Annotated in this window: 19 protein-coding genes and 1 riboswitch; of the genes, 8 read left to right on the plus strand and 11 right to left on the minus strand. The window is 69.7% G+C overall.

The genetic code is table 11. The annotated features are described in order from the left end of the window. Window positions 1-75: 75 nt before the first annotated feature. The 11 genes from ML01_RS14500 to ML01_RS14550 all read right to left on the minus strand — a co-directional run bounded on the left by ML01_RS14500 (window position 76) and on the right by ML01_RS14550 (window position 15,693). Entirely contained in the window at window positions 76-1,173 is a 1,098-nt protein-coding gene (locus ML01_RS14500; RefSeq protein ID WP_058556164.1) for a hypothetical protein, read from the minus strand. Between the two features lie 36 nt (window positions 1,174-1,209). Then, the gene (gene metF, locus ML01_RS14505) at window positions 1,210-2,070 is read right to left on the minus strand and encodes a methylenetetrahydrofolate reductase [NAD(P)H] (RefSeq protein WP_058556165.1); all 861 of its coding nucleotides are present in this window, start codon (window positions 2,068-2,070) and stop codon (window positions 1,210-1,212) included. Between the two features lie 129 nt (window positions 2,071-2,199). Next, entirely contained in the window at window positions 2,200-3,606 is a 1,407-nt protein-coding gene (gene ahcY, locus ML01_RS14510; protein ID WP_058556119.1) for an adenosylhomocysteinase, read from the minus strand. 18 nt (window positions 3,607-3,624) lie between these two features. Then, window positions 3,625-3,705: riboswitch (S-adenosyl-L-homocysteine riboswitch) on the minus strand. A 249-nt stretch (window positions 3,706-3,954) separates the two neighbouring features. Next, the gene (locus ML01_RS14515; protein ID WP_058556120.1) at window positions 3,955-6,174 is read right to left on the minus strand and encodes a tetratricopeptide repeat protein; all 2,220 of its coding nucleotides are present in this window, start codon (window positions 6,172-6,174) and stop codon (window positions 3,955-3,957) included. 363 nt (window positions 6,175-6,537) lie between these two features. Continuing rightward, a complete protein-coding gene (coaE, locus tag ML01_RS14520) occupies window positions 6,538-7,176 on the minus strand; it encodes a dephospho-CoA kinase (protein WP_254045260.1) in 639 nt (212 codons plus the stop codon). Then, window positions 7,169-8,077, minus strand: a complete 909-nt coding sequence (locus ML01_RS14525) for an A24 family peptidase (RefSeq protein WP_058556122.1) — start codon at window positions 8,075-8,077, stop codon at window positions 7,169-7,171. Before ML01_RS14525 ends, coaE begins: the two co-directional genes overlap by 8 nt. A gap of 152 nt (window positions 8,078-8,229) precedes the next feature. Then, a complete protein-coding gene (locus ML01_RS14530) occupies window positions 8,230-9,468 on the minus strand; it encodes a type II secretion system F family protein (RefSeq protein ID WP_058556123.1) in 1,239 nt (412 codons plus the stop codon). Window positions 9,469-9,471: 3 nt separating this feature from the next. Further along, window positions 9,472-11,184, minus strand: a complete 1,713-nt coding sequence (gene pilB / locus ML01_RS14535) for a type IV-A pilus assembly ATPase PilB (RefSeq protein WP_058556124.1) — start codon at window positions 11,182-11,184, stop codon at window positions 9,472-9,474. 298 nt (window positions 11,185-11,482) lie between these two features. Further along, on the minus strand, window positions 11,483-12,316 hold the full coding sequence (locus ML01_RS14540; RefSeq protein ID WP_058556125.1) for an NYN domain-containing protein: 834 nt from the start codon (window positions 12,314-12,316) through the stop codon (window positions 11,483-11,485). Window positions 12,317-12,528: 212 nt separating this feature from the next. After that, window positions 12,529-14,475 carry an acetate--CoA ligase gene (acs, locus tag ML01_RS14545; protein ID WP_058556126.1) on the minus strand — a complete coding sequence of 649 codons (1,947 nt, stop codon included), beginning with the start codon at window positions 14,473-14,475 and terminating at the stop codon, window positions 12,529-12,531. Window positions 14,476-14,622: 147 nt separating this feature from the next. Then, complete coding sequence (locus ML01_RS14550; protein ID WP_058556127.1) at window positions 14,623-15,693, minus strand: hypothetical protein; 1,071 nt, start codon at window positions 15,691-15,693, stop codon at window positions 14,623-14,625. A gap of 179 nt (window positions 15,694-15,872) precedes the next feature. Here ML01_RS14550 and gltX point away from each other — a divergent pair, with 179 nt between their 5' ends. From gltX to ML01_RS14585, 8 genes are all read left to right on the plus strand, one after another. Then, window positions 15,873-17,288, plus strand: coding sequence for a glutamate--tRNA ligase (gene gltX, locus ML01_RS14555; protein WP_058556128.1), 1,416 nt, complete (start codon window positions 15,873-15,875; stop codon window positions 17,286-17,288). A gap of 113 nt (window positions 17,289-17,401) precedes the next feature. After that, window positions 17,402-18,361, plus strand: coding sequence for a MoxR family ATPase (locus ML01_RS14560; protein WP_305825881.1), 960 nt, complete (start codon window positions 17,402-17,404; stop codon window positions 18,359-18,361). Window positions 18,362-18,822: 461 nt separating this feature from the next. Further along, window positions 18,823-19,794, plus strand: a complete 972-nt coding sequence (locus ML01_RS14565; protein ID WP_058556129.1) for a DUF58 domain-containing protein — start codon at window positions 18,823-18,825, stop codon at window positions 19,792-19,794. After that, window positions 19,791-20,306, plus strand: coding sequence for a DUF4381 domain-containing protein (locus ML01_RS14570; protein ID WP_058556130.1), 516 nt, complete (start codon window positions 19,791-19,793; stop codon window positions 20,304-20,306). The genes ML01_RS14565 and ML01_RS14570 overlap by 4 nt, the downstream gene beginning before the upstream one ends. Then, window positions 20,300-21,361 carry a VWA domain-containing protein gene (locus ML01_RS14575; RefSeq protein ID WP_058556131.1) on the plus strand — a complete coding sequence of 354 codons (1,062 nt, stop codon included), beginning with the start codon at window positions 20,300-20,302 and terminating at the stop codon, window positions 21,359-21,361. The genes ML01_RS14570 and ML01_RS14575 overlap by 7 nt, the downstream gene beginning before the upstream one ends. Next, window positions 21,351-23,108 (plus strand): VWA domain-containing protein, encoded by a 1,758-nt coding sequence (locus ML01_RS14580; protein ID WP_058556132.1) that lies wholly within the window; start codon window positions 21,351-21,353, stop codon window positions 23,106-23,108. Before ML01_RS14575 ends, ML01_RS14580 begins: the two co-directional genes overlap by 11 nt. 182 nt (window positions 23,109-23,290) lie before the next feature. Continuing rightward, entirely contained in the window at window positions 23,291-23,440 is a 150-nt protein-coding gene (locus ML01_RS29990; protein WP_173865180.1) for a hypothetical protein, read from the plus strand. Between the two features lie 148 nt (window positions 23,441-23,588). Continuing rightward, complete coding sequence (locus tag ML01_RS14585) at window positions 23,589-25,028, plus strand: BatD family protein (RefSeq protein WP_058556133.1); 1,440 nt, start codon at window positions 23,589-23,591, stop codon at window positions 25,026-25,028. Window positions 25,029-25,150 lie beyond the last annotated feature (122 nt).

The following is a 25,150-nucleotide window of genomic DNA, read 5'->3' on the forward strand; positions in this document are numbered from 1 at the left end:
GGCATTCAAGCGCCACAGCGTCACGACTGGCGCGGTCGCCGTGTGCGCGGCAGTGGGCTTGCGCGGCGCGGCCCGTCAGCCGCGCCGGGACGCGTCCTCGGTCGGCTGCCATCGGCGCCAGCGGGTCAGGTCGGGGCCGTCGCTGACGGCGAGCCCGATCCGCTGCACCATCGCGAGCTCGTCGGCGAAGCCGGACGCCACCTCGTCGGCGCCCGAATAGTAGAGCCGCCAGTGCCCGTCGGGCATCGGCACGAGGCAGGGCGTGCCCACGGCGAAGGCGTCCCAGCGGCCTGATCCGCTCGGGGCATGGGCAAAGACCGCCCCGCCCGGCTCCGGCCCTCGGATGCGCGACCAGCCGAGCCCGTCGTCCGACTCGGCCAGGCCGATACAGCGATGGCCGTCGCGGCAGACGCCCTGGTAGAGCATCCGCCAGCCGGCGCCCGCGTGCTGTCCGGGCGGCAGGAGTTCCGGCAGCGTGACCCCGGTCTCGTCGAAAGCGCCGGTGGGGCCGGGGCCGAAGACCTCGCCGAGCCGGCCCCAGACGAGCCCGTCGTCGGACTCGGCGGCGCCGATCGCAAACTGCATCCGCGCCGGGTCCAGGCTGTGGTAGTACATGCGCCAGCGCCCGTCGGCGAGGCGCAGCACCCGCGGCCAGCCGCAGGTGGCCTGGTCGAAGGCGCCGGCCGGGCCGACGTCGAGCAGGGCGCCGCGATGGGGGCCGTCGATGCGCTGCCAGTGCATGCCGTCGGTGGAGCGGGCAGCGCCGATGCGCAGCCGGAGCCCCTTCACGTCGAAACGGCCGAAGCGAAAGCGCTCCTGATCGCCGCCGAAGTACCAGAGCCAGAAGCCCGAGGCGTCCCGCATGACCGAGCCGACGCCGACATGCGCCGAATCGAAGCGCTCCGGGTCCGGGTGCGGGTCGAGCACGGCCCCTTGCGTGCAAGGGCCGGCCACGCGCTGCCAGGTCAGCCCATCGTCGGAGCGCGCGAGGCCGATGCGCCCGCTGGGCAGGCCGATTTGCCGGTCGAAGCCGCGGTCGCGGCCGTAGTACCAGAGCAGCCAGGTGTCGTCCGCCAGGCGCAGCACGCGTGGGCCGGACACCCGCTCGTCATCCCAGTTGCCGGGCGGTCCGGGGCCGAGCAGCAGCCCGGCGGCGGATGCATCCTTAGGCATGGTGCGACCCTCGGTGGCAACCGGGCTCGGCATGCGTCATCTTGCCGCCGGCAGCTTAAGCTCCCGCCACAGCGCGAGCGTCGCGTCGGCCTGGTTCATGGTGTAGAAGTGCAGGCCGGGCGCGCCGCCGTCCAACAGCCGCCGGCACAGGTCCAGCACCACCTCGTGGCCGAAGGCGCGGATGGCGCTCTTGTCGTCGCCGTAGGCCTCCAGGCGCTTGCGGATATAGCGCGGGATCTCCGCGCCGCAGGCGTCCGAGAAGCGCGCGAGCTGGGTGTAGTTGGTGATGGGCATGATGCCCGGCACGATCGGTAGCGTGATGCCCTGCTCGTCGCACAGCTCGACAAACTCGAAGTAGGCGTCGGGGTTGAAGAAGTACTGCGTAATGGCCGCATTCGCGCCGGCCTCGACCTTGCGCTTGAAGTTGGCAAGGTCCGCATCGGCGTTCGGCGCCTGGGGATGGAACTCGGGGTAGGCGGCGACCTCGATGTGGAAGCGCTCGCCGTAGTCCCGCCGCAGGAAGGCGACCAGCTCGTTGGCGTAGCGAAAGCTGCCCAAGCCGCTGCTGCCCATGCCGGAGGGCATGTCGCCGCGCAGCGCCACGATGCGGTGGATGCCCTGGCCGATGTAGTGCTCGACGATGCCGCGGATCTCGGCCTCATCGGAGCCGATGCAGGCCAGGTGCGGGGCGGTCTCGATGCCCTGGGCGCAGAGCCAATCCACGGTCTCGAAGGTGCGCTCGCGGGTGGAGCCGCCGGCGCCGTAGGTGCAGGAGAAGTACTTCGGGCCGACGGCGTTGAGCTCGGCCACGGTGCCTTTCAGCTTCTCCATGCCCTCGGCGGTCTTGGGCGGAAACAGCTCGAAACTGAAGGTGCGGTTGTCATCGCGGGTGTTCATGATCGGTACCGGCATGCTTGATGATTGACGAGGTTTCCACATAGCCGAAGGCCGGCAGTCGGATGCTGGACCCGATGCCGGCCTTCGTCTGGCGCGCCTAGAACCTAGCTCCTAGGCCCCAGCACCTCATCAATACCGATAATGGTCCGTCTTGAACGGCCCCTCGACCGTAACGCCGATGTACTCGGCCTGGTCCGGTCGTAGTTGGGTGAGCTTCACGCCGATCTTGTCCAGATGCAGCCGCGCGACCTCCTCGTCCAGGTGCTTCGGCAGCACGTAGACGCCGATGGGATACTCCTCGGGCTTGGTGAACAGCTCGATCTGCGCGAGCACCTGATTGGTGAAGGAGTTGGACATGACGAAGCTCGGATGCCCCGTCGCGCAGCCGAGGTTCACCAGCCGGCCCTTGGCCAGCAGCGTGATGCGATGACCGTCCGGGAAGACGATCTGGTCCACCTGCGGCTTGATCTCGATCCACTCGTACTTGGCGAGCTTGTCTACCTGGATCTCGTTGTCGAAGTGGCCGATGTTGCAGACGATGGCCTGATCTTTCATCTTGAGCATGTGGTCTTCCGTGATGATGTCCTTGTTCCCGGTGGCGGTGACGAAGATGTCCGCCTGATCGCAGACCTCATCGAGACGCACGACGCGGTAGCCCTCCATCGCGGCCTGCAGCGCGCAGATCGGGTCGATCTCGGTCACCCAGACATTGGCGCCCAGGCCCCGCAGCGAGGCCGCGGACCCCTTGCCCACGTCGCCGTAGCCGCAGACCACGGCGACCTTGCCCGCGATCATCACGTCGGTGGCGCGCTTGATGGCGTCCACCAGCGACTCGCGGCAGCCGTAGAGGTTGTCGAACTTGGACTTGGTGACCGAGTCGTTGACGTTCATGGCCGGGAACAGGAGTTTGCCCGCCTTGAACATCTCGTAGAGCCGGTGAACGCCCGTGGTGGTCTCCTCGGTGACCCCCTTGATGCCCTCGGCGGTGCGGTGCCAGTGGCGGTCGTCGCGCGCGAAGGTGCGGCTCAGCAGACCGAGGATGGCGGTCCACTCCTCGTTGTCATCCGCGGTGGCCTCGGGCACGGCACCGGCCTGCTCGTACTCCACGCCCTTGTGCACCAGGAGCGTCGCGTCGCCGCCGTCGTCCAGGATCATGTTCGGGCCGCCGCCGTCCGGCCAGTTCAGCACCTGCTCGGTGCACCACCAGTACTCCTCCAGCGTCTCGCCCTTCCAGGCGTAGACCGGGATGCCGCGCGCGGCAATGGCCGCGGCGGCATGGTCCTGCGTGCTGAAGATGTTGCAGGAGGCCCAGCGCACCTCGGCGCCGAGCTCCACCAGCGTCTCGATCAGCACCGCGGTCTGGATGGTCATATGCAGGCTGCCGGTGATGCGTGCGCCGGCCAGCGGCTTCTCGGCGCCGTACTTGGCGCGCAGGGCCATCAGGCCGGGCATCTCGGTCTCGGCGATGTCCATCTCCTTGCGGCCGAAGTCGGCCAGGGCGATGTCGGCAACCTTGTAGTCGGAAAACTCACTCATGGGTTTCAGCACCTCAAGTCTGAGTGAGCGCCGTTGGAACAAGGATCACCCCGTCCGAGCCTGGCAGGGCCGTGCCCTGTTGCAACGCTCCTCGGATCGGGGGCGGAAATCGGGTCCGCTTGGTGGCGGGGTCCTGCATGCCGCATGGGGCAGCGAGGGCAGGGGACTCGCACGGATGCTCGGCCGCTGGTGTGTGAGGACTGGTCTCTCGGCGGCTGCAAGATGGCAGGATGGTGGCTCGTCATCGAGGCATCAACCGACGCCCCGCGGCAGCGGTCGAGCATTCTAAACCGCCGGCTCGGGGGCTGGCCAGCCGCGGGGGCGCCGGTTCGCGGAGTTTCCTGCTGATCAAGGACGCTGCGTAGGAGACTCCGAGCGTCGCGGGGCATCGAGCCAGTCGTAGATGCGCCGGGCGGCGGTGCGGACCTCGGGGTTCACGTCGGCGAGCCGCGCCTCGCCGTGCAGGTAGGCATCGTACGCGGCCACCAGCGGCCAATGGGTGTCGGCGATGCCGCGCTCGGTCAACGCGGCCAGCAGGGCGTCGCCGTGACCGCGGCGGGCGGCCTCGCGCAGGAAGAGCAGCACGAAGCCCTGGTAGAGCGTCAGCACGTCGCCGTCCGGCAGCGACAGCACCGCGGCGAAGGCGTCGATGGCCATCGGCAGGTCGCCGCGCACCAGCGCCCGCAGCGCGCGCAGCAGACCGGCGCCGCTGTCGGGGTGGCGGCCGACGATGGCGTCGAAGGCGGCGTCGTCCGCCGGCTCGATGTCGTCGCGCAGCAGGGCGATGGCGAGGAGGTTGCTGGCGGCTACGAGGTCTTCCGGGTCGATCTCTCGGCGCTTCGCATAGGCGGCTTTCGCCTCCTCGACTTGGCCGCGGAAATAGAGCAGCAGATAGCCTAGAGCGCAAAGCGCGGATGCTGACGAATCGTTCGGCATCGCTGTCCGCAACAGGCTTTCGGCCTCATCAAGCCGTCCTGAATTCATCAGCAGGAGCGCCAGTCTGCGACGCGGTACGTTTGCGGCTGCATCCAACGCCACGGCACGGCGGAATGCTGCCTCGGATTCTCCCCAACGGCTTGGGTCAGCGAGCAGGAGATGCGCCAAGTCCGTCCATGCGTCGGCGTCGTCAGGGTTTTCGGCGATCGCCCGACGATACAGCGCCTCTGTTTCCGCCAGCCTGTCGGTTCGCAGCAGCAGACGCGCGAGATCGATCCAAGCCCATCGCGCCAAACCGAATTTGATTGCCGATACGTACGCGGATTCGGCTTCGTCGAATCGCTCCTGGTCGCGCAGCAGATCACCCAAATGCTTCCAGGGCCACCCTGCCTTCGGATCAAGCTCAAGCGCGGTGCGATATGCCGCCTCGGCCTCCTCGATCCGCCCCAGTTGCCGATGCAGCAAGAGCCCATGCAGATCCCAATCCTCGGCCGTCTCCGGCCGCGGGAGGTCGCTGAGGTCGCCGATGTCCTCGACACGCTTGCCGCTGCGCGCCAGATACGCGAAGACGCGCTCGGCCTCCAGCGCCAGTGCCCGGCGCCAAGCGGGCTCGTCCACGGCATCGCTCAAGGCCAGCAGGTATTGGCCGCGCGACAGCCCGCCGGCGTCGTCGCTGTTGAAGAGCCCAAGCGCCCGATCGCGCAATTGCGCCGGCGTGTAGAAGCCGCGCAGAAAGGCGCTCAGCCAGCGCAGCCGGGCGCGCTGGCGGCGGGGGCCGTGGCGCATCAGGTACCAGATGTTGAAGAAGCGCTCGGCGAGCTGGTAGGCGTCGCGGTTGCTGCGCGACACGCTGACCTTCTGCAGGATGCCGTCGCGCTCCAGCCTTGTGAGCTGCGCCGAGACGACGCCGGTGGCGAGCCCGGAGGCGGCGGCGACCTCGGCGGCAATGACCGGGTTCCAGGCCAGCGCGACGGCATCGAGCACGACCCGCGACTGCGGTGCCAGATCCTCGACGCGGGCCTTGTACAGCACGCTCACCTGATCAAGCAGCCGCTCCAGATCGCTCAGCACGTCGCCGCCGGTGTCGGTCTCCAGCAGCAGGTACAAGAGCGTTAGCGTGCGCGGGTTGCCGCCGGTGAGGTCATGCAGCGCCCGAATCCGACCCGGGTCCGTCGCGAGCAGGGCCTGCACCGCGCGGCCAGGCTCGCCGCGCAAGGCCGCGAGCCGGCCCAGGCAGCGGATCAGCTCGCCGGCGGCGAGGGGCTCCAGCACCGTGACCTGGAAGAAGTCGTAGAAGGCGGCGTTCTTCTCCTCGGTGGCCTCCAGCCAGCCGGCGGAGGCGCCGACGACGACGATGCCGCCCGGGCGCTGCAGCTCGCGGCGCAGGCTCCATTGCTGTTTGGCAAGGCCATTGAGAATGATGTCCAAGTTGTCGAGCAAGAGCAGCGGCCGGCGGCCGAGTTGGCGCATCCAGCGCTGGAAGGCCGCAAGCGCCTCGGTGCCTTCCGGATCGGCCGCGGCCGGCCCCTGCCCAAGCCGGGCCACGTCGCGATCGAGCGCGGCGGCCTGTGCGGGCTGCCCGCTCTGCTCGAACCAGTCGCCGAGGGCGTCCAGGCAGTTGAGCCAGAACACATGCAGGTTGTGCAGTCGTGCGCGGCGAGCTGTTCGACGCTGCGACTGCTGCGCCAGCCCCGGGTTACTTCGCGACCACGCGCCGGAGGGATGTCAGGGCGCTCGCGGGATGATCGCCGCGGCCTCCTGCTTCGCCATGTCGGTCGACTGCTTCGCGATCGGCGACTGACGTGGGCTACCGAAACAGGACACAAAGATACAGGACGAGATCGAGCGACTGGCCTGCCTTTCGTCTGTTCTCGCATGTCTTGCCGCTGCGAGGTTCGCAGGACGGCATGCCAGGGTCGTTAAGCGTTGAAGGTGTCACCCGTGTTCGCAAGTCAAGCGCAGCAGCCGGCGGCGGCTCGGGTTATTCGACTCGAATCAGCGGTGGGCGCCGGCGAGATCGAGATAGCGGGCGTGCAGCGCGGCGACCTGCGGGCGCAGGGCAGCGCGGTCGCCGGCGTTGTCGATCACGTCGTCGGCGGCGGCGAGGCGCTCGGCGCGGGTCGCTTGGCTCGCGATGATGCGCCGCACCGCCGCCGGTGCGAGGCCGCTGCGGCGGCCGACGCGCGCGATGCGCAGCGCCTCGGGGGCGTCCACGACCAGCACCCGGTCGGCGAGGCCGGTCTGGCCGGTTTCCACCAGCAGCGGGATGGCGAGCAGCGCGTAGGGGCCTTGGTCCGCGGCCAGGGCCGCCTGCATGCGCTCGCGGATCATCGGGTGCAGGATGGCCTCTAGCCGGCGCCGTGCGGCCGGGTCCGCGAACACGCGCTCGCGCAGCAGCGGCCGGTTGAGCCCCGTGTTGGCGCACAGCACCTCGGCGCCGAAGGCGGCGTTGATGGGGGCGAGGGCCGCGCCGCCGGGGGCGGTGAGCGCATGCGAGATGGCGTCGGCATCGATGACGGTGACGCCGAGCTCAGCGAACAGGTCCGCAACGGCGCTCTTGCCGCTGCCGATGCCGCCGGTGAGCGCGACGGCGTAGGGGCGCGGTGGTGGCGCTTGGGTCGGCAACTCAGCCAAGGCCGCTGACGCGCAGATAGGCGTCTGCGATGTCCGTACCCCAGAGCAGGTTCACCCAGCCGGAGATGGCGAGGAAGGGGCCGAAGGGGATCGGCGTCTCGCGGCCGGTGCGCCCGGTGGCGATGAGCGCGATGCCGAACAGCGCGCCGGGCAGCGCCGACAGGAGCACGATCTGCGGCAGCGTCTGCCAGCCCATCCAGGCGCCGAACAGCGCGAGCAGCTTGAAGTCGCCGCGGCCGAGCCCTTCCTTGCCGGTCAGCAGCCGAAAGGCGTGGAAGATGGCCCACAGCGCGAGATAGCCGGCAACGGCGCCGAGGATGGCGGTCTCGCTGTCCACGAACACCGGCACCAGGCTCAGCACCAGCCCGAGCCACAACAGCGGCAGCGTGATGTCGTCCGGCAGCAGTTGTGTGTCGGCGTCGATGAAGGCGAGGGCGACGAGCCCCCAGGTGAAGACCAGCGCCGCCGCCGCCGCGGGCGTCGGGCCGAAGTGCCAGACGACGATGATCGAGAGCAGCGCCGTCAACGCCTCCACCAGCGGATAGCGCAGGGAGATGGCGCCGCTGCAGGCGCTGCAGCGCCCGCGTAGGAACAGCCAGCTCAGCACCGGGATGTTCTCCCAGGGCCGGATGCGATGGCCGCAGTGCGGGCAGTGTGAGGCCGGGCGGGACAGGCTGAGCGGGGGCGTCGCGTCCGCCGCGCGGGCTGGGCTCGGCGCGTCGGTGCCGGCCGCGGCCAGCTCGGCGCATTCGCTCTGCCACTGTGCCTCCATGATGCGCGGCAGGCGGGCGATGACGACGTTGAGGAAGCTGCCCATGATCAGCCCCAGCAGAACCACTCCCGCGTACAGCAGCGGTGGGGCCTCGGCCAATTCGGTCAGGGCGGCGAGAAAGAAATCCATGGGGGGCTCCGGAGTGCTCCTGGAGAGGCGATGGGATCGCTATCGGGATCGCTATCGGGATCGCTTTCGCTTTCGCTTTCGCTATCGGGATCGCCATCGCTGCGTAATCATCGATTGGAATCCCGATCCCGATCCCGATCCCGATCCCGACCTCACACCACCGCCGCGAGCTTGAAGATGGGAAGATACATCGCCACCACCAAGCCGCCGACGAGGCCGCCGATGACGACCATGATCAACGGCTCCAGCAGGCTGCTCAGGGCATCCACGGCGTTGTCGACTTCTTCTTCATAGAAGTCGGCCACCTTGGCGAGCATCTCGTCGAGCGCGCCGGATTCCTCGCCGATGGCGGTCATCTGGATAACCATGTGCGGGAACAGGTTGCGCTGGCGCATCGAGAGCTGCAGGCTCTGGCCGGTGGCGACCTCCTCGCGCATCTTCATCACGGCATTGCTGTAGACGATGTTGCCGGTGGCGCCGGCCACCGAGTCCAGCGCCTCCACCAGCGGCACACCGGCCGCGAACATGGTCGAGAGCGTGCGCGCATAGCGGGCCACGGCCGACTTGTTCAGGATGCTGCCGATGACGGGGATCTTGAGCGACAGCCGGTCGATGAGCTCACGGAACTTGCGCGAGCGCTGGAACAGCTTGCCGATGCCCCAAACCGTGCCGCCAATGGTCAGCGCCGCGGCCCACCAGTAGTCGCGCAGCAGGTCCGACAGGGTGATGACCAGCAGCGTGAAGGCCGGCAGGTCTGCGCCGAAGGACGAGAACATCGCCTTGAACTGCGGTATCACGAACAGCAGGATGACGACGGTGACGCCGATGGCGACCAGGATGACCGCCGCTGGGTAGAACAACGCCTTTTTGACCTTGCCTTTGATGGACTCGGTCTTTTCCTTGTACGTGGCGATCTTGTCCAACAGCACGTCGAGTACACCGGCCTGTTCGCCGGCGGCGACCAGGTTGCAGACCAGGTCGTCGAAGTAGATCGGGTACTTGCGCAGCGCATCGGCCATGGCCGTGCCGCTCTCGATGTCCTGTTTGATGGCGAGCAGCAGATCCTGCATGCTCGGGTTGTCGTGGCCGCGCCCAACGATGTCGAACGCTTGCACCAGCGGGACGCCGGCCGACATCATGGTGGCGAGCTGGCGGCTGAAGACCGTGAGGTCCTGGCTCGTGATCTTGCGCTTGCCGCCGCCTAAGAGCGGCTGCGCCTTCTTGCGGACCTTGGTGGGGTTCACCCCCTGGCGCCGCAGGTCCGCGCGCACGATCGCGACGCTTGCGGCGCGAAGGTCCCCCTTGACGCGGTTGCCGCGCCGGTCCACGCCCTCCCAGGCGAATACGCGGGCCTTTTCGGCCTTGGGTTTCTGGAGTGCGGTGACCGCCATGGCTTAATCCTTGGTGACGCGGTTGAGCTCGACCAAGCTTGTCATCCCTGACTTGACCTTGCGCAGCCCGGCGCGGCGCAGATCGGCGTAGCCCTCCTTGTCGGCTTGGTCTGCCAATTGGATAGAGTTGCCGCCTTCCATGATCAGGCGGCCCATTTCCTCGGATACCTTGATCACCTGAAAAATGCCGATGCGGCCCTTGTAGCCGTCGACGCAGCGGTCGCAGCCAACGGCCTTGTAGACGGTGATGCCCTCGGCGATCTCTTCTTCGGTGAAGCCCTCCTCGATCAGCGCCTCGCGCGGCAGGTCGTCTTCGCTGCGGCAGTGGGGGCAGAGCTTGCGCGCGAGGCGCTGGGCCATGATCAAGAGCACGGAGGAGGCGATGTTGAAGGGCGGCACGCCCATGTTGGCAAGGCGGGTGAGGCACTGCGGCGCATCATTGGTGTGCAGCGTGGACAGCACGAGGTGACCAGTCTGCGCGGCCTTGACCGCGATCTCGGCGGTTTCCAGGTCGCGGATCTCGCCGACCATGACGATGTCCGGGTCCTGGCGCAGGAAGGCGCGTAGCGCGGCGGCAAAGGTCATGCCCGTCTTGGGGTTCATGTTCACCTGGTTGATGCCGGGCACCTGGATCTCCACCGGGTCTTCGACCGTGGAGATGTTGATGTCCGGCTTGTTCAGGATATTGAGCGCCGAATACAGCGTGACGGTCTTGCCGGAGCCCGTGGGACCGGTAACCAGGATCATGCCGTAGGGCTTCTTGATGCAGCTCATGAAGGCCGTGCGTTGCTCCGCGTCCATGCCGAGCTGGTCGATGCCGACGTTGGCGGCGTTGGAGTCCAGGATACGCAGCACGACCTTCTCGCCGTACAGCGTGGGCAGTGTGTTGACGCGGAAGTCGATGTCACGCGTGCGGCTCAGCTTGAGCTTGATGCGGCCGTCCTGCGGCACGCGGCGCTCGGCGATGTTCATCCGCGACATGACCTTGAGCCGCGCCACCAGGCGGGTGGCGATGCTGATGGGCGGGTTCGCGATCTCGCGCAGCATGCCGTCCTGACGGTAGCGGATGCGAAAGTACTTCTCGTAGGGCTCGAAGTGGATGTCCGACGCCGCCGCGGAGATGGCGTCGACGAGGACCTTGTTCACGTAGCGCACAACGGGCGCCTCGTCGACGTTGAGGTCGGAGTCGTCGTGGGCCTCGTCGTCTTCGTTGGCGATCTCCAGGTTGTCCAGGTCGGTGTCCATGAGGTCCGTCATGGTCGTGTCCTGGGCATCGATCGCCTGATCGATGGCGGCGGCGAGCTTGGTCTCTTCCACCAGGATGGCGTTCGTCGCCAGGCCGGTGTTGAAGCGGATCTCGTCCAGCGCGCGGTCGTTGGTGGGGTCCGAGACCGCCAGGAACAGCCGGTTGCCGCGCCGGTGGATGGGCAGCACTCGGTGCTTGCGGATCAGCTTCTCGTCCACCAGCGTGAAGGGCATGGTCTGGCGGTCGATGGCGTCCAAGTCCAACAGCGGCACGCCGAACTCCTGGGAGGCGGCGATGGCAATGCGGCGGCTGTCGAGCACCTTCTCGGCGACCAGATACTGGATCAGCGGCTGGCGGCGGCGCGCGGCCTCAATGTGTGCGGTCTGCGCCTGCTGCTCGCTGATGAGGCCGTCGCGCACTAGGCGGCGCGCCAGACCTGCGGGGTGGATTTGGGCCGGTTCGGTGGACATTCAGGAACCTCGTTGAGCTCCGGTGGCCGATGCCACTCGCTTGGCGCCGCCGCGGCTCCGTGGCGATGCCGGCGGGCTGGCCGGTGGAGCCCCGTCGGCCGCGCTGTCCGGCGTCGTCGGCCGCGGGGGACTCGCGTGGCGGGACGGACCGCCGCTGCGGTCGATGCGACGCGGCCGTTGCGTGGCGGGATCGAGACGGGCCGCACGGCGCTCAGGGAACGCCGTGCGGGTGGGCTCCAATCCGTCCAATTGACAGTTTAGTCCGCCGATCGGTTCCCAAGTTGGGCGGACGGTCGCATTAGCGATTGACGTTGTAGGCGAGACGGACGTTTTTCGCCACCAGACCGTTGTCCTTCTGCTCGCTCTCGGCGATGTAGAACTCCAGGATGGTCTCGCGGTTCATCAGCATGTCCTCGCTCACGTCGTCCGCCACCTCGTTGGCGTGGCAGAACACCGGGACGTAGGGCGAGAGCTCCTCGCGCGGGTCCGTAATCCATAGGTGCGGCGAGATGTGTGTCATGAAGCGCAGGAAGCCGAAGCCCTTCTCCGGGAACCACTTGGTACAGACGCCGCGCACGCAGGAGCCGGGCTTGCCCCATTCGTTGCGGGGCTCGTAGGACACCGGCAGCAGGTCCGGGATCAGGAAGCCGGACCAGAACGCGTCTACTTCCTGCTGCAACTGGCGCGAGATGTTCTTGAAGGCGATGAGCTCAACCCGGCAGCCGCGGTTCTGCAGCGCATCGACGACCTGCAGGAAGTCGCCGTCGCCGGTGACGAGGATGACCTGCTCAAGCTTCTCTGCCTGCAGCATCGCATCCACCGCCATGTCGAGGTCCGCGTTGGCCTTGGTGGAGACGTTGCCGGCCTCGTCCGTGTAGCGCCGGACGTACTTGACCGTGATCTTCCAGCCGAAGTCCCTGACCATCTGTTGATAGGCGCGCGACTTCTTGTTGTATTCCGGGTCTTCCTTGGCGCGTTCGGCATCGAAGGCAATGTAGGTATTGAGGCGTTGCAAAACACCGTTCTCGCGGCTCGCAAACTTGCGCAGCACGTCATAGCGCATCTGGTAACCGCCGTTGTAGCGGATGTTCTCGGCGTCGACGTAGACGCCAACACGTGGCGTAGATGGCAAAGTAAAGACTCCGTGTAGGCAGAGCGTTTCAGGCTGTTGCGGCATGGCCGGTCCCCCGCAGTCGCCGCGTGCGTGGGGGCGCCGGATGCTTGAGGGCTTGGGGTCGGATGGAAAGAGGATGCGCGACCCCGGCATGGGGCCGCTCGGGCATGCCGCACCGCCGCCGCGGCCATGCAGCCGCCGGCGGCCGGCGCTGGTGCCGAGTGGCGAGATTACTGGTTGGCGCGGTTTTCAATGAGGTCGTCGACCACGGTGGGGTCGGCCAGCGTCGAGGTGTCGCCCAGGCTGTCGATCTCGTTCGCGGCGATCTTGCGCAGGATACGGCGCATGATCTTGCCGGAGCGCGTCTTCGGCAGACCCGGCGCCCATTGGATGATGTCGATACCGGCGATGGGGCCGATCTCGGTCCGCACCAGCTTCACCAGCTCCTTCTTCAGCTCGTCGCTAGGCTCGACGCCGGCCATGGGCGTGACGTAGGCGTAGATGCCCTGGCCCTTGATGTCGTGCGGGTAGCCGACGACGGCGGCCTCGGCGATGGCGTCGTGCAGCACCAGCGCCGACTCGATCTCGGCGGTACCGAGGCGGTGGCCGGAGACGTTCAGCACGTCGTCGATGCGCCCGGTGATCCAATAGTAGCCGTCCTCGTCACGCTTCGCGCCGTCGCCGGTGAAGTAGTAGCCCGGATACTGCTTGAAGTAGGTGTCCACAAAGCGCTGATGGTCGCCGTAGACGCTGCGCATCTGCGCGGGCCAAGGGCGGGTGATGACGAGCGCGCCCTCGGTGGCGCCCTCCAGCAGCGTGCCCTCGCCCGCGTCCACGAGCGCCGGCACGACGCCGAAGAAGGGCCGCGTCGCGGAGCCCGGCTTTAAGGCCGTGGCGCCCGGCAGCGGCGTGATCAGGTGGCCGCCGGTCTCGGTCTGCCACCAGGTGTCGACGATGGGGCAGCGACCGTCGCCGACGACGTTGTGGTACCACTCCCAGGCCTCGGGGTTGATGGGCTCGCCGACCGAGCCCAGGATGCGCAGGCTTTTGCGCGAGGTCTTCTTCACCGGTTCCTCGCCGGCGCGCATCAAGGAGCGGATTGCGGTGGGCGCGGTGTAGAAGGTGGCGACGTTGTGCTTGTCCACCACTTGCCAGAAGCGCGACACGTCCGGGTAGGTCGGGATGCCCTCGAACATCAGCGAGATGGCGCCGTTGGCGAGCGGGCCATAGACGATGTAGGTGTGGCCCGTGACCCAGCCCACGTCGGCGGTGCACCAGTACACCTCGCCGTCCTGGTAGTCGAAGGTGTACTTGTGCGTCATGGCGGCGAACACGAGATAGCCGCCGGTGGTGTGCAGCACACCCTTCGGCTTGCCGGTGGAGCCGGAGGTATACAGGATGAACAGCGGGTCCTCCGCGTCCATGGGCTCGGGCTCGCAGGTGTCGTCGGCGGCGGCGACGGCCTCGTGATACCAGATGTCGCGGCCCTCGGTCCAGGCGATGTCGCCGCCGGTGCGCTTGACGACGATGCAGGTGTCGATGCTCGGGCACTCGGCGAGCGCCTGGTCCACATTCTTCTTGAGCGGCACGTTGCGTCCGCCGCGCACGCTTTCATCGGACGTGATGACGAGCCGGCACGCGGAGTCCTGGATGCGGTCGCGCAGCGAGTCCGGCGAGAAGCCGCCAAAGACGATGGAATGCACCGCGCCGATGCGGGTGCAGGCCAGCATGGCGACGGCCGCCTCCGGGATCATCGGCAGGTAGATGCAGACGCGGTCGCCCTTCTGCACGCCGCGGGCCTTCATGGCGTTCGCGAGCTTGCACACCTCGGCGTGCAACTGGCGATAGGTGATGTGCTTGTCCTCTTCGGGATTGTCGCCTTCCCAGATGATGGCGGTCTGATCGCCCCGGGTGTCCAGATGGCGATCCAGGCAGTTGTAGGACACATTGAGCTTGCCGCCCTCGAACCATCGGATGTGCAGGTCGTCGGCGTCGAAGCTGTAGTCCATGACCCGGTCCCATTTCTTGAACCAGGTGACGAACTTGTCCGCGTACTCAGCCCAGAAGCCCTCGGGGTCGTCCACCGAGCGTTTGTACATGGCGCGATAGCGCTCATCGTCGATGTGTGCCTTGGCGGCAATGTCTGCGGGGACTTCATAGATCTTGACGTCGGACATAGTGAGCTCCTCTTAGTGTTATCCCCGGGGTGGCCGGAGACGACAAGGCGGCATCCGGGGTTATGTAAACGGCAGAGTCTAAACCCAAGCCCCAGAGCCCGCTACCGGGGCTCGGGGGCTTGCGGGGGCTTGCCGGCTTGGTGCAGATCAGGCGGCGACTGTGCCGCCGGGGCGCTGCGCCTCCCGCGGCGGAAACAGAAAGCCGCCCAGGACGAGCAGCAGCACCCCGGTGAGCGAGATCCAGTACCAGCCCGCGAAGCCCGCGTCGCCGAAGCGGTAGACGGCACCCGCGCTCAGCATGACGCCGTCCTCAAAGGGCACGATCCAGCTCACGCCGAAACTGAGGCCATCGTCGGGCCCGGCGACCGGCTCCGCGTAGGCGGCGGCGCTGACGCCGGCGTCATCCTCCACCAGATCGACCCGGTAAAGCCCATCGTCGCTGCCGATCCAGAGCCGCTCGCGGCCGTTGCGGGCCGGCTCCAGATGCAGCGATAGCATCCGGCTCCGCTCCAGCCCCACATCGAGGGGTTGCCAGGGCTGCATCGGCGCTGCCTGCCAATGCAGGCCCTGACTGCTGCCGGCGACGAGCCGGCCGCGCTCGGTGATGACGAAGCTGAACACGTTGGCCTCCGGCGGCAGCCCGTCGCTATTCGGCGCCCAGGTGGCGAGGTCCGCGACGGCGGCGGTGAAGACGCCCTGGTTCACAGTGCCCGCATGCAAATACTCGGCGGCGTCCGCGGTCTGCGGCTCCAGCCGGTAGACATAGATGCCGGGGAGCTGGCGCTGCCAATTGCCGCCGCGCTCCACCAGCAAGCCGTCGGCCGTGGCCACCACCAGGCCGGCCGCGGTGGCGGCCTCGTCGCTGACCCGCTCGGTCACCGCCGGCAGACCCGAGGGACCGTTCACCAGCCCGCCCGCGGTGCCGATGGGGCCTTCGCTCGGGTCGCCGGACAGGTCCGCCTCCAGCGACGTCACGGGGTGCCCGCCCAGATCGATGTCCACGCGCTGCCAGACGCCGTCCGTCAGCCGCCACAGCTCGCCCTTGCCCGTGCCGGCGAGGATGCTGCCGTCGTCGGCGCGGGCGAGGTCGGTGACGTGGCCGATGCGCGGCGGGTCGTTCGGAACCAGGCGCTCGCCGCCGGGCAGGAGCGGGCCGGCGACGATGGCGATGAGCCCGGCGGCGATCAGGGCCAGGGCAAGCGGGCGATTGGACTGCATGCTCGAATCCTCAGTGGCTTGATGTTTCGTCTGGAGTTTCGTCTGGAGTTTGGTCTGGTATTTGGTCTGGTTATCGTCGAGGTCGGGTGGCCGCGCCCGACGCCGGCCGCGCCGGGCAAGCGGGCCACCCTCTGCTAGAATGCCGCGTCACATTATCCGCTGCCGAAGAACCCACGCCGATGACCGTCCGCACCCGCTTTGCCCCGTCGCCGACCGGCTTTCTGCACGTGGGAGGGGCGCGGACCGCGCTGTTCTGCTACCTGTTTGCGCGCCGCCACGGCGGCGAGTTCATCCTGCGCATCGAGGACACCGACCTGGAGCGCTCCACCGCGGAGTCCGTCAACGCGATCCTGGAGGGCATGGCCTGGCTCGGGCTCGACTACGACGAGGGTCCGTTTTATCAGACCCAGCGTTTCGAGCGGTACAACGCCGTCATCGACGAGCTGTTGGACAAGGGCCTGGCCTACCGCTGCGACTGCCCCAAGGAGCGCCTGGACCGCGTCCGCGACATGCAGATGGCGGCCAAGATCAAGCCGCGCTACGACGGCCACTGCCGCGGCCGCCACGTGGACCCGGCAGCGCCGCACGTGGTGCGCTTCAGCAACCCCGCGGACGGCGCCGTGGTGGTTGACGACATGATCCGCGGGCGCATCCCCTTTGCCAACGACGAGCTGGATGATCTGATTATCCGCCGCAGCGACGGCTCGCCGACCTACAACCTGACCGTCGTCGTCGATGATGCGGACATGGGCATCACGCACGTGATCCGCGGCGACGATCACGTCAACAACACCCCAAGGCAGATGAACATCCTCGCCGCCCTGGGCAAGGCGCCGCCGCGCTATGCGCACGTGCCCATGATTCTCGGTGCCGACGGCGCGCGGCTCTCCAAGCGCCATGGCGCGGTCAGCGTCATCGCCTACCGCGACCAGGGCTATCTGCCGGAGGCGCTGATCAATTATCTGGTGCGCCTGGGCTGGTCCCATGGTGATCAGGAGGTCTTCTCGCTGGACGAGCTGATTGAGGTGTTCGACATCACCGATGTCAACAAGGCCGCGTCCGCGTTCAACAGCGACAAGCTCGACTGGCTGAACCAGCACTACATCCAGCACGCCGACCCCAAGCGCATTGCGCGGCTCCTGAGCCCGCATTTGGGGCACATCGACATCGACCCGAGCACCGGCCCGGACCCCGTGGACGTGGTGCAGGCGCAGGCGGCGCGGGCCAAGACGCTGGTGGAGCTCGCTGAGATCAGCGCCTTCTGCTGGCGCGACTTCGACGACTACGAGCCCGCCGCGGCCAAGAAGCACCTGCGCGCCGCGGCCCACGAGCCGCTCGCACGCGCGCGTGCCGAGCTCGACATGCTGGCGCTGGAGGACTGGACCGACGCGGGGCTGCATCGTGTCATCGAGCGCGTGTCCGAAGCGCTCGGTCTCAACATGGGCAAGGTGGCGCAGCCGCTGCGGGTGGCCGTCGTCGGCCGCGCCGCGTCGCCCGGCATCGACGTCACGCTGCGCTTGGTCGGCAAGGAAGCGACGCTGCGGCGCATCGACCGCGCGCTGGACTACATCGCCGCCCGGGCGCCTGAGGCCTAGCGCGCGTATTCTCCGCCGCCGCCCGCATCTGCGCGGCCGAGTCAAGCCAACCGCGAATCCGAGCCATGCCCGACACGCAGCGAGCGGCCCTCCGCGACAACGCCCCCGAGGACTTGGTCCACGCCGAGCTCATGGCGTTGCGCCGGCGCATGGGCGCGCAGATCCTGGGCCAGCAGACCCTCGTGGACAGGCTCCTGGTGGCGCTGCTGGCCGACGGGCACCTGCTCGTGGAGGGCGCCCCGGGGCTCGCCAAGACCAGCGCCATCAAGGCGCTCGCGGCCGGTATCGAGGCGGACTTCCACCGCGTCCAGTTCACGCCGGACCTGCTCCCGGCGGACCTCACCGGCACCGAGATCTATCGCCCCGCGGACGGCTCCTTCCGCTTCGACCGCGGGCCGATCTTCCACAACCTGGTGCTCGCCGACGAGGTCAACCGCGCCCCGGCCAAGGTGCAGTCGGCGCTGCTGGAGGCGATGGGCGAGCGGCAGGTGACCGTTGGCCGCGAAACCTTCGAGCTGCCGCAGTTGTTCCTGGTGATGGCGACGCAGAATCCCATTGAGCAGGAGGGCACCTATCCGCTGCCGGAGGCCCAGCTCGACCGCTTTCTGCTGCACGTGCGCGTGGGCTATCCGGACATCGCCACCGAGAAGGCCATCCTCGCCCTCAACCGCGCCGCCGCGCTGGCCGACGGCGAGGCCCCGCCCGGGCGCCGCGTCAGCGAGGCGCAGGTGCTGGAAGCCAGGCGCAGCGCGCTTGGCGTCTACATGGCGCCGCAACTGGAGGACTATCTGGTCCATCTGGTCATGGCCACGCGCGAGCCGGGCCGCTACAGCGCCGCCCTGGAGGGCTGGCTCCGGTTCGGGGCGAGCCCGCGTGCGACGCTTGCCCTCGACCGCTCCGCCCGCGCCTTGGCGTGGCTGGACGGGCGTGACTTCGTGACGCCGGAGGACGTGCAGGAGCTGGCGCCGGACTGCCTGCGCCACCGCCTGTTGCTCGACTACGAGGCCGAGGCCGAGGGGCGCCGCGTGGACGATTTCCTGGACCTGCTGCTGGCCCGGGTGCCGGTGCCCTGAGGCGGCCGGTGCCTGCGCGTCCGCCGGCACCACGCCCTAGATTGCTTGACGGCGCCTAATGTTTAGCAGATGAGTCAAGTTGCACGACGACATGGCGGTGGCAGGCGAAAGGGCCGAGGGCCGAGGGCCAAGGTCGGCCTCCTTGGCCCTTGGCCCTTGGCCCTCGGCCCTCGGCCCTTGGCCCTTGGTTCAATGCGCCAACGAGCGCGCGGCGCAAAACGTTCCGTGCCCTGGTTGGTCTGAGGCTCTGCCTCGCTAGATTGCTTGACGGCACGGAATGTTTAGCAAATGAGTCACATTTCACGGCGACAAGGCGCTTGCAGGCAAAAGGGCCGAGGGCCGAGGGCCAAGGGAAACCTCCTTGGCCCTTGGCCCTCGGCCCTTTGGTTCACTTGCCGCAACGAGCGGACGGCGCAAGACGCTCCGTGCCCTGCTTGGTCTGACGCCCTGCCTCGCTAGTCATGCCTGCCGACGCATCGCCCGACGCTGTGCCGACCGCCGCTGCCCCCACCGACGCCGCCGACGGTGTCGCGAGCCTCTCGCTCAAGCGCCTCATCGCCTGCCGGGCGGAGGCGCGGCGCCTCGGCCTTGCGACTCGGGGCCGGGCCTTGGCGACGCGCGCCGGCACTCACCTGTCGCCGTTTCGCGGCCCGGGCATCGACTACGACGAGTCCCGCGTCTATGTGCCGGGGGACGACCCGCGCACGATGGACTGGCGGGTCACGGCCCGCGTTGGGCGGGCGCACGTGAAGCTCTTTCGCGAGGAGCGCGAGCAGCCGCTCTGGCTGCTCGTGGATCAGCGTGCGGCCATGCGCTTTGCGACCCGGGTCGCGTTCAAGTCGGTGGTCGCAGCGCGTGCCGCCGCGCTGCTCGGCTGGGCGGGCGTCGAGCGCGGCGAGCGCGTCGGCGGGCTGGTGTTCGACGAGCAGGCGCATACCGAGCGTCGCCCGGCGCCAAGGCAGGCGCCGCTGCTCGGCCTGCTGGGGGCGCTGGCGGGGCCCGCGACGGCGCCTGGCACCGGAGGCGGCTACGCTCGCCTTGGTGATGCCGTGGAGCGCCTGCTCAGCCTGTCCCCGGACGGCGGCTTGGCCTTCGTCATCAGCGACTTCGCCGACGCCGACGTGGACGACACCTGGCTTGCCCGGCTTACCCGGCGCTGCGAGGTCGCGCTGGTGGCGGTGCATGACCCCATCGAAGAGACGGCCCCGCCGGCCGGCCGCTACCCGGTGCTCGGCGTCGGCGGGCGTCGCACCCTCGATACGCACAGCGCCGGCCGGCGCGCCTGGTATGAGCGCGGCTTCCAGCACCGGCGGCAGCGGCTCGCGGACCTGGCGCGGCGGCGCGGTGCGCATCTGCTGGCACTGCGCACGGACTGGGCCGTCGGGCCCGCGCTCGCACGCGGGCTCGGACAGCCAATGGGGCGGACCGGATGAACGCCGACCCACTGGCCGGGCTGCGCGATTACCACCTGCCGGAGCCGCTCCACTGGTGGCCGCCGGCGCCGGGCTGGTGGCTCGTCGCGCTGCTCGCCGGCGTCGGGCTCGCACTCTGGTGGCGGCGGCAGCGGCGGCGCCGGCAACGGACGGCGGCGTCCGCTCTGGCGCTCGCGGAGCTTGCGCAGCTTCGCTCGCGCTGGCAGGCGGACGGCAACGATCTCGCGTTCCTGCGCGGCCTGTCCGCGCTGTTGCGGCGCTATGTGCTGGCGCGCTACCCGGCCGATGCCGCCGCCGGCCTCACCGGTGCGGCCTGGATCGACTATCTGCGGCGCAAGTGCGCGGACGCCCCGGCGGCACTGCGTGAGGGCCTGGCGGGTAACCTGGGGGAAGCGCTGACGGAGTCGGCTTACCGGCCCGCGGCGGCGGTTGATGCCGCGGCACTTGCGGATGCCGCGGCGGCGCTGTTTCGCCACGGCGCGGCGGCGGGCAAGGGCAGCGCGCCATGCTGACGCTGGCCTGGCCCTGGGTGCTCGCCGCGCTGGCGCTGCCGCTGGTGCTGCGCTGGCTGTTGCCGCCGGCGCGCCGGGTGCAGGGCCGCGCGCTGCGCTTGCCGGCGAACGCGGCGCTGGCGGCCCTCGCCGCCCTGCCCGAGGTGCGGCTGCGGCGGCTGCGGCTACTCGTGGCCGTGGCCGCCTGGTTGCTGCTCGTGCTCGCCGCGGCGCGCCCGCAGTGGCTGGGGGAGCCCGCGGCGCTGCCCATGTCCGGCCGCGACCTGATGCTGGTGGTGGACGTCTCCGGCAGCATGGAGCAGCCGGATTTCGAGCTGGCCGGGCAGCCGGCGAGCCGACTCGCGGTGGTCAAGCAGGCGGCAAGGGCCTTCATTGAGCGCCGGGCGCAGGATCGCCTCGGGCTCATCCTGTTTGCGAGCGCGCCCTACGTGCAGACGCCGCTGACCTACGACCGCAACGCCGTGGTGCAGATGCTGGAGGAGGCCGTCGTGGGCCTCGCCGGCCGGGATACGGCTATCGGCGATGCCATCGGGCTCGCCGTGAAGCGGCTGCGGGCGGAGCCGCCGGGCAACCGCGTCATCGTGCTGCTGACGGACGGCGACAACAGCGTCGGCCGGCTGACGCCGCTGCAGGCGGCGGGCCTGGCCGCCCGCGCCGGCGTGCGCATCTACAGCATCGGGCTTGGCGGCGTCGAGGGCGCTTCGGTCGGCGGCTACCGATTGCGGCAGGCGGGCGATGATCTGAATCCGGAGCTGCTGCGCGCCGTCGCAAGCCTGACCGGCGGGCGCTATTTCGCCGCCGCCGATGCGCGGGAGCTGGCGGCAGCCTACGCGGCGCTGGACCGTCTGGAGCCGAGCGTCCGGGCGTTGCAGACCTATCGGCCCGCACGGGACCTGTACCCGCTGCCGGCGGCGCTGGCGCTCGGCCTCTGCCTGCTGCTGGCGCTGCCCCATCTGCATCTGCATCTGCCGCCGCCGGTGCGGGCGCGGCTCGGCGGCCATCCCGAAGCCGCCGACGCGGGCGTGGCCGCTGTGGAGTCCCGCGATGCCCGTTGATCCGCACTGGCTGCGGCCCGGCTGGCTCTGGCTGCTGCCGCTGCTGGCCCTGGTGATCTGGCTGATCCTGCGCCGGCAGCGCCAGGAGCGGCGCTGGGAGGACCTGGTCGACGCACCGCTGCGCGAGCTGGTGCTGACGCCGGGCGCCGGTGCCCGGCCGCGCGTGCTGCTGGCGCTGGTGGCCGTCGGCTGGCTGCTGGTGGCGGCTGCCCTGGCCGGACCGGCCTGGCAGCTCGCGAGCCGGCCGGTGTTTCGCATCGAGCACCCGCGCGTGCTGTTGCTCGATCTGTCCGCGAGCATGCAGGCGCAGGACATCGCGCCCTCGCGCCTCGCGCGGGCGCGGTTCGAGGTCATGGATCTGCTGCGCGGCACCGACGAGGGGCAGTTCGCGCTCATCGCCTTCGGCGCCGAGCCCTTTCTGATCGCGCCGCTGACGACGGACGCCGGCACCATTGTCGAGCAGGTGCCGCTGCTCGCGCCCGAGGTACTGCCGGTGACCGGCGAGCGGCGGACCGACCTCGCCCTCGACATGGCCGGCGTGCTGCTGCGACGCAGCGCCGCCACGGGCGGCGACGTCCTGCTCGTGACCGACGGCGTCAGCACACTGGCCGAGACAGTGGCCGCGGCCGGCGCGCTGCGCGCCGCCGGGCATCGGGTCTCGGTGCTTGCGCTGTCGACGCACCCGGATTTCGCCGCGGTGGCCGCGGCCGGCGGCGGCATCGTCGTGACCTCGCGTGCCGATGACCTGGATACGGCGCGGCTGCTCGCGCTGCAGGATGAGCGGCGCATCGACGCCGCCGGCAGGCAGGTCAGCGTGGAGCGGCAATGGCGCGACGACGGGCCCTGGCTCCTGCTGCTGGCGCTGCCGTTGGCGGCGCTCGCGTTCCGGCGCGGCTGGCTCGGCGTGCTGCCGTTGGCGTTGCTGCTGACGCCGCCGCCGGCGGCCGCTTCGCCCTGGGCCGAGCTGTGGCTGCGCCCGGAGCAGCGCGCGCTGCGGGCGGCGGCGGCGGGTGAGCTCGAGCGGGCGCTCGCGGGCATGGATGACGCGCGCTGGCGGGCGGCGCTGCGCTATCGGGGCGGTGACTATGCCGGGGCGCTGGATGACCTGAGCGGGCTCACCGGCGCCGAGGCCCATTACAACCGCGGCAACGCGCTGGCGAGGCTCGGCCGCTACGACGCGGCGCTGGCGGAGTATGACGCGGCCCTGGCGCTCGTACCCGAGCACGCCGACGCGGAGCACAACCGGCGCCTGTTGCTCGGCCTGATGCGCGAGCCCGTGCCCGCCCGCCTTCAAGGCGGCGCGGACAACGACGCTATGCAGGGCGCGGAGCCCGGCGCGGGCGCTGCCGAGACGGACGCCGGCGAGTCGGGGCAAGCGGGTGCGGAGGCAGGGACGAGTGATCCGTCGGCCTTGGACGGCGGTGGCGCCAGCGCGGGCTCGCCCGGCGCCGACGGGCCGGCCGGCGCGGCACCAGCGCCGAGCGTGTTGCCCGAGGCATCGCAGCAGCGGGACGGCGCCGCCGCCACCGCCGCGGACAGCGCCGGGTCATCCGGCGCGCTCGGCGAGCCCGTCGGCGGCCGGGGCCTCAGCGGCGACACCGAGGACCCTGGCGCCGACGCCGAGCTGCCGTCCGCCGATGCCGTCGCCGACGGCTATCTGCTGCAACAGGTCCCGGACGACCCCGGCCGCCTGCTGCGCGAACGTCTGATGCTCCAGTACCTGCGCCGCCATGGCGAATTGCACTAAATTGCTTGACGGCGCCTAATGGTTAGTAGACGAGCCAAGTTTCGCGACGCCACGGCGCTTGCAGGCAAAAGGGCCGAGGGAGCCGCCCCCTCGGCCCTTGGTTCACCTGCGCCGATGAGTCAAGTTTCGACGGGGCGTCGGACTGGCGAGGCGCGTCGGGATCGAAATCGAAATCGAACCGAGTGCCGACCGATCCCGATCCCGATCCCGATCCCGATCCCGATCCCGATCCCGATCCCGGATCGATCCCGATCCCGATCCTGATCCCGATTTCGATAGCGATTTCGATGGCGATGAGCACGACTCGTCGGTCTGAGGCGAAGCCTCGATAGATTGCTTGATGGCGCCGACTGTTTGCAGATGAGTCACGTTTCACGACGACACGGCGCTTGTAGGCAAAAGGGCCGAGGGCCGAGGGCCGAGGGAGCCCGCCTCGGCCCTCGGCCGGTGGCCCTCGGTTCTCCTGCGGCGACGACCGGATTGCGAAAGAAAGCGCTCCGCGCCCTGGGCGGTCTGAGGCTCTGTCTGCCGCTGCTCCTCGCGCTGGCGCTCGGGCTGTTGCTCGGCATCGGCGGGCTGCATGCCGCCGATGTGCCGGCGGACGACGTCCTGCTGGAGGTCAGCGCCGACACGAGCGCGCCCTATGTGCAGTCCCGGCTGCGCTACCGCGTGCGCGTCCTCGCGCGGGTGCCGCTGCGGGGTGCGACGCTGACGGAGCCCGCGGGGGAGGGCGCGCTGATCCAGCGGCTGGGCCAGGAGCAGCGCTCCGAGAGCCTGCGCAACGGCCGCGAGTACCGCGTCATCGAGCGGCTCTACAGCGTGGTGCCGCAGCGCTCGGGTGAGCTCACCATCGTGGCGCCGACGCTCTCTGCCGCCGTTCCGCTGCGGGCGCTCAAGGGCGCGGCGCAGAGCGACGCGCTGATCGAGCGGCGCACCGTCATCTCCCGCACGGCACCCGATCTGGTGCTGCGGGTGCGACCGCCCCCGGCGGGTGCCGAGGTGCCCTGGCTGCCCGCGGAGTCCGTTTCGGTGACGCAGACCTGGTCTCCGGAGGCGGCCGAGGTGCGGGTCGGGGAGCCGGTGACGCGGCGCACCGTCATCGACGCCACCGGCGTGGGCGCCGCGGCGCTGACGTTGCCGGCGCCGCCTTCGGTGGACGGCCTTCGGGTGTATCCGGAGCCGGCGCAGACCGAGGTCCGGCAGGTGGGCGACGACCTCGCACTGACGACGGTCTTGACCGAGACGCTGGTGCCCACCCTGCCCGGAATTTTGCGGGTGCCGGAGCTGCGCATCCCGTGGTGGAGCCTGGGGGCCGATGCATCGCGGCAGGCAGCGGTGCCGGCGCGGGATCTTGTTGTCGTCGGCGCCGGCGCCGCGCAGGACGCGGTCACTACGCGGGCGACGACGTGGCGGGAACGGTTTCTGGCCCGGGCGGGTGCCGACGTCTGGTCGCCGCATGCGCTGGCGGCGCTGCTTGGGCTCGGCTGGCTCGTGACGCTGTTGCTCTGGCGGCGGGAACGCCGCCACGGCGCGGCAGCCCCGACCCGGGTGCAGGCCGCGCCACCCGCGCTGAGCCGCGCCGACCTGTCGCGGCGGTTTCGGCTCGCCTGCGAGCGCGACGATGCCCGAGAGGCGCGGCGGCAGCTCGTTGCCTGGGCGTCCGTGCGGCAAGGGGCACGCGCCGAGCGGCCCGACGTGGCGGCGGCGTTGCGGGATGCCGGGGCCGGGGACGACGCGCTCGCGACGCTGCGGGAGCTGGACCGCTGCGTCTACGGTGCGGCCAGTGACGCAGCGGCGAGCCGGTGGCGGGGCGGCGCAACGCTGCGGCTCATCGCGCCGCTGCTCGATGCGGTGCCGCAGCAGCCGGGGCCGGTCCCGCCGGGGCTGCCGCCGCTGTTCCCGGAGTCTGCGCACCGATGACGCTAGATTGCTCGGCGGCGCGAAAGGCTTGCAGATGAGCAAAAGGGCCGAGGGCCGAGGGCCGAGGGCGAAGGGCCAAGGGCGAAGGGCCAAGGGCCAAGGGCGAAGGGCCAAGGAAGCCG

It is taken from the genome of Thiohalocapsa sp. ML1, assembly GCF_001469165.1.
Lineage (GTDB): Bacteria > Pseudomonadota > Gammaproteobacteria > Chromatiales > Chromatiaceae > Thiohalocapsa.

What these genes read in the sequence shown, in the direction of transcription:
- ML01_RS14500 (WP_058556164.1), bottom strand. Translation starts at nt 1,173, where the DNA reads ATGCCTAAGGATGCATCCGCCGCCGGGCTGCTGCTCGGCCCCGGACCG.
- metF (WP_058556165.1), bottom strand. Translation starts at nt 2,070, where the DNA reads ATGAACACCCGCGATGACAACCGCACCTTCAGTTTCGAGCTGTTTCCG.
- ahcY (WP_058556119.1), bottom strand. Translation starts at nt 3,606, where the DNA reads ATGAGTGAGTTTTCCGACTACAAGGTTGCCGACATCGCCCTGGCCGAC.
- ML01_RS14525 (WP_058556122.1), bottom strand. Translation starts at nt 8,077, where the DNA reads ATGGATTTCTTTCTCGCCGCCCTGACCGAATTGGCCGAGGCCCCACCG.
- ML01_RS14530 (WP_058556123.1), bottom strand. Translation starts at nt 9,468, where the DNA reads ATGGCGGTCACCGCACTCCAGAAACCCAAGGCCGAAAAGGCCCGCGTA.
- pilB (WP_058556124.1), bottom strand. Translation starts at nt 11,184, where the DNA reads ATGTCCACCGAACCGGCCCAAATCCACCCCGCAGGTCTGGCGCGCCGC.
- acs (WP_058556126.1), bottom strand. Translation starts at nt 14,475, where the DNA reads ATGTCCGACGTCAAGATCTATGAAGTCCCCGCAGACATTGCCGCCAAG.
- ML01_RS14550 (WP_058556127.1), bottom strand. Translation starts at nt 15,693, where the DNA reads ATGCAGTCCAATCGCCCGCTTGCCCTGGCCCTGATCGCCGCCGGGCTC.
- gltX (WP_058556128.1), top strand. Translation starts at nt 15,873, where the DNA reads ATGACCGTCCGCACCCGCTTTGCCCCGTCGCCGACCGGCTTTCTGCAC.
- ML01_RS14565 (WP_058556129.1), top strand. Translation starts at nt 18,823, where the DNA reads ATGCCTGCCGACGCATCGCCCGACGCTGTGCCGACCGCCGCTGCCCCC.
- ML01_RS14570 (WP_058556130.1), top strand. Translation starts at nt 19,791, where the DNA reads ATGAACGCCGACCCACTGGCCGGGCTGCGCGATTACCACCTGCCGGAG.
- ML01_RS14575 (WP_058556131.1), top strand. Translation starts at nt 20,300, where the DNA reads ATGCTGACGCTGGCCTGGCCCTGGGTGCTCGCCGCGCTGGCGCTGCCG.
- ML01_RS14580 (WP_058556132.1), top strand. Translation starts at nt 21,351, where the DNA reads ATGCCCGTTGATCCGCACTGGCTGCGGCCCGGCTGGCTCTGGCTGCTG.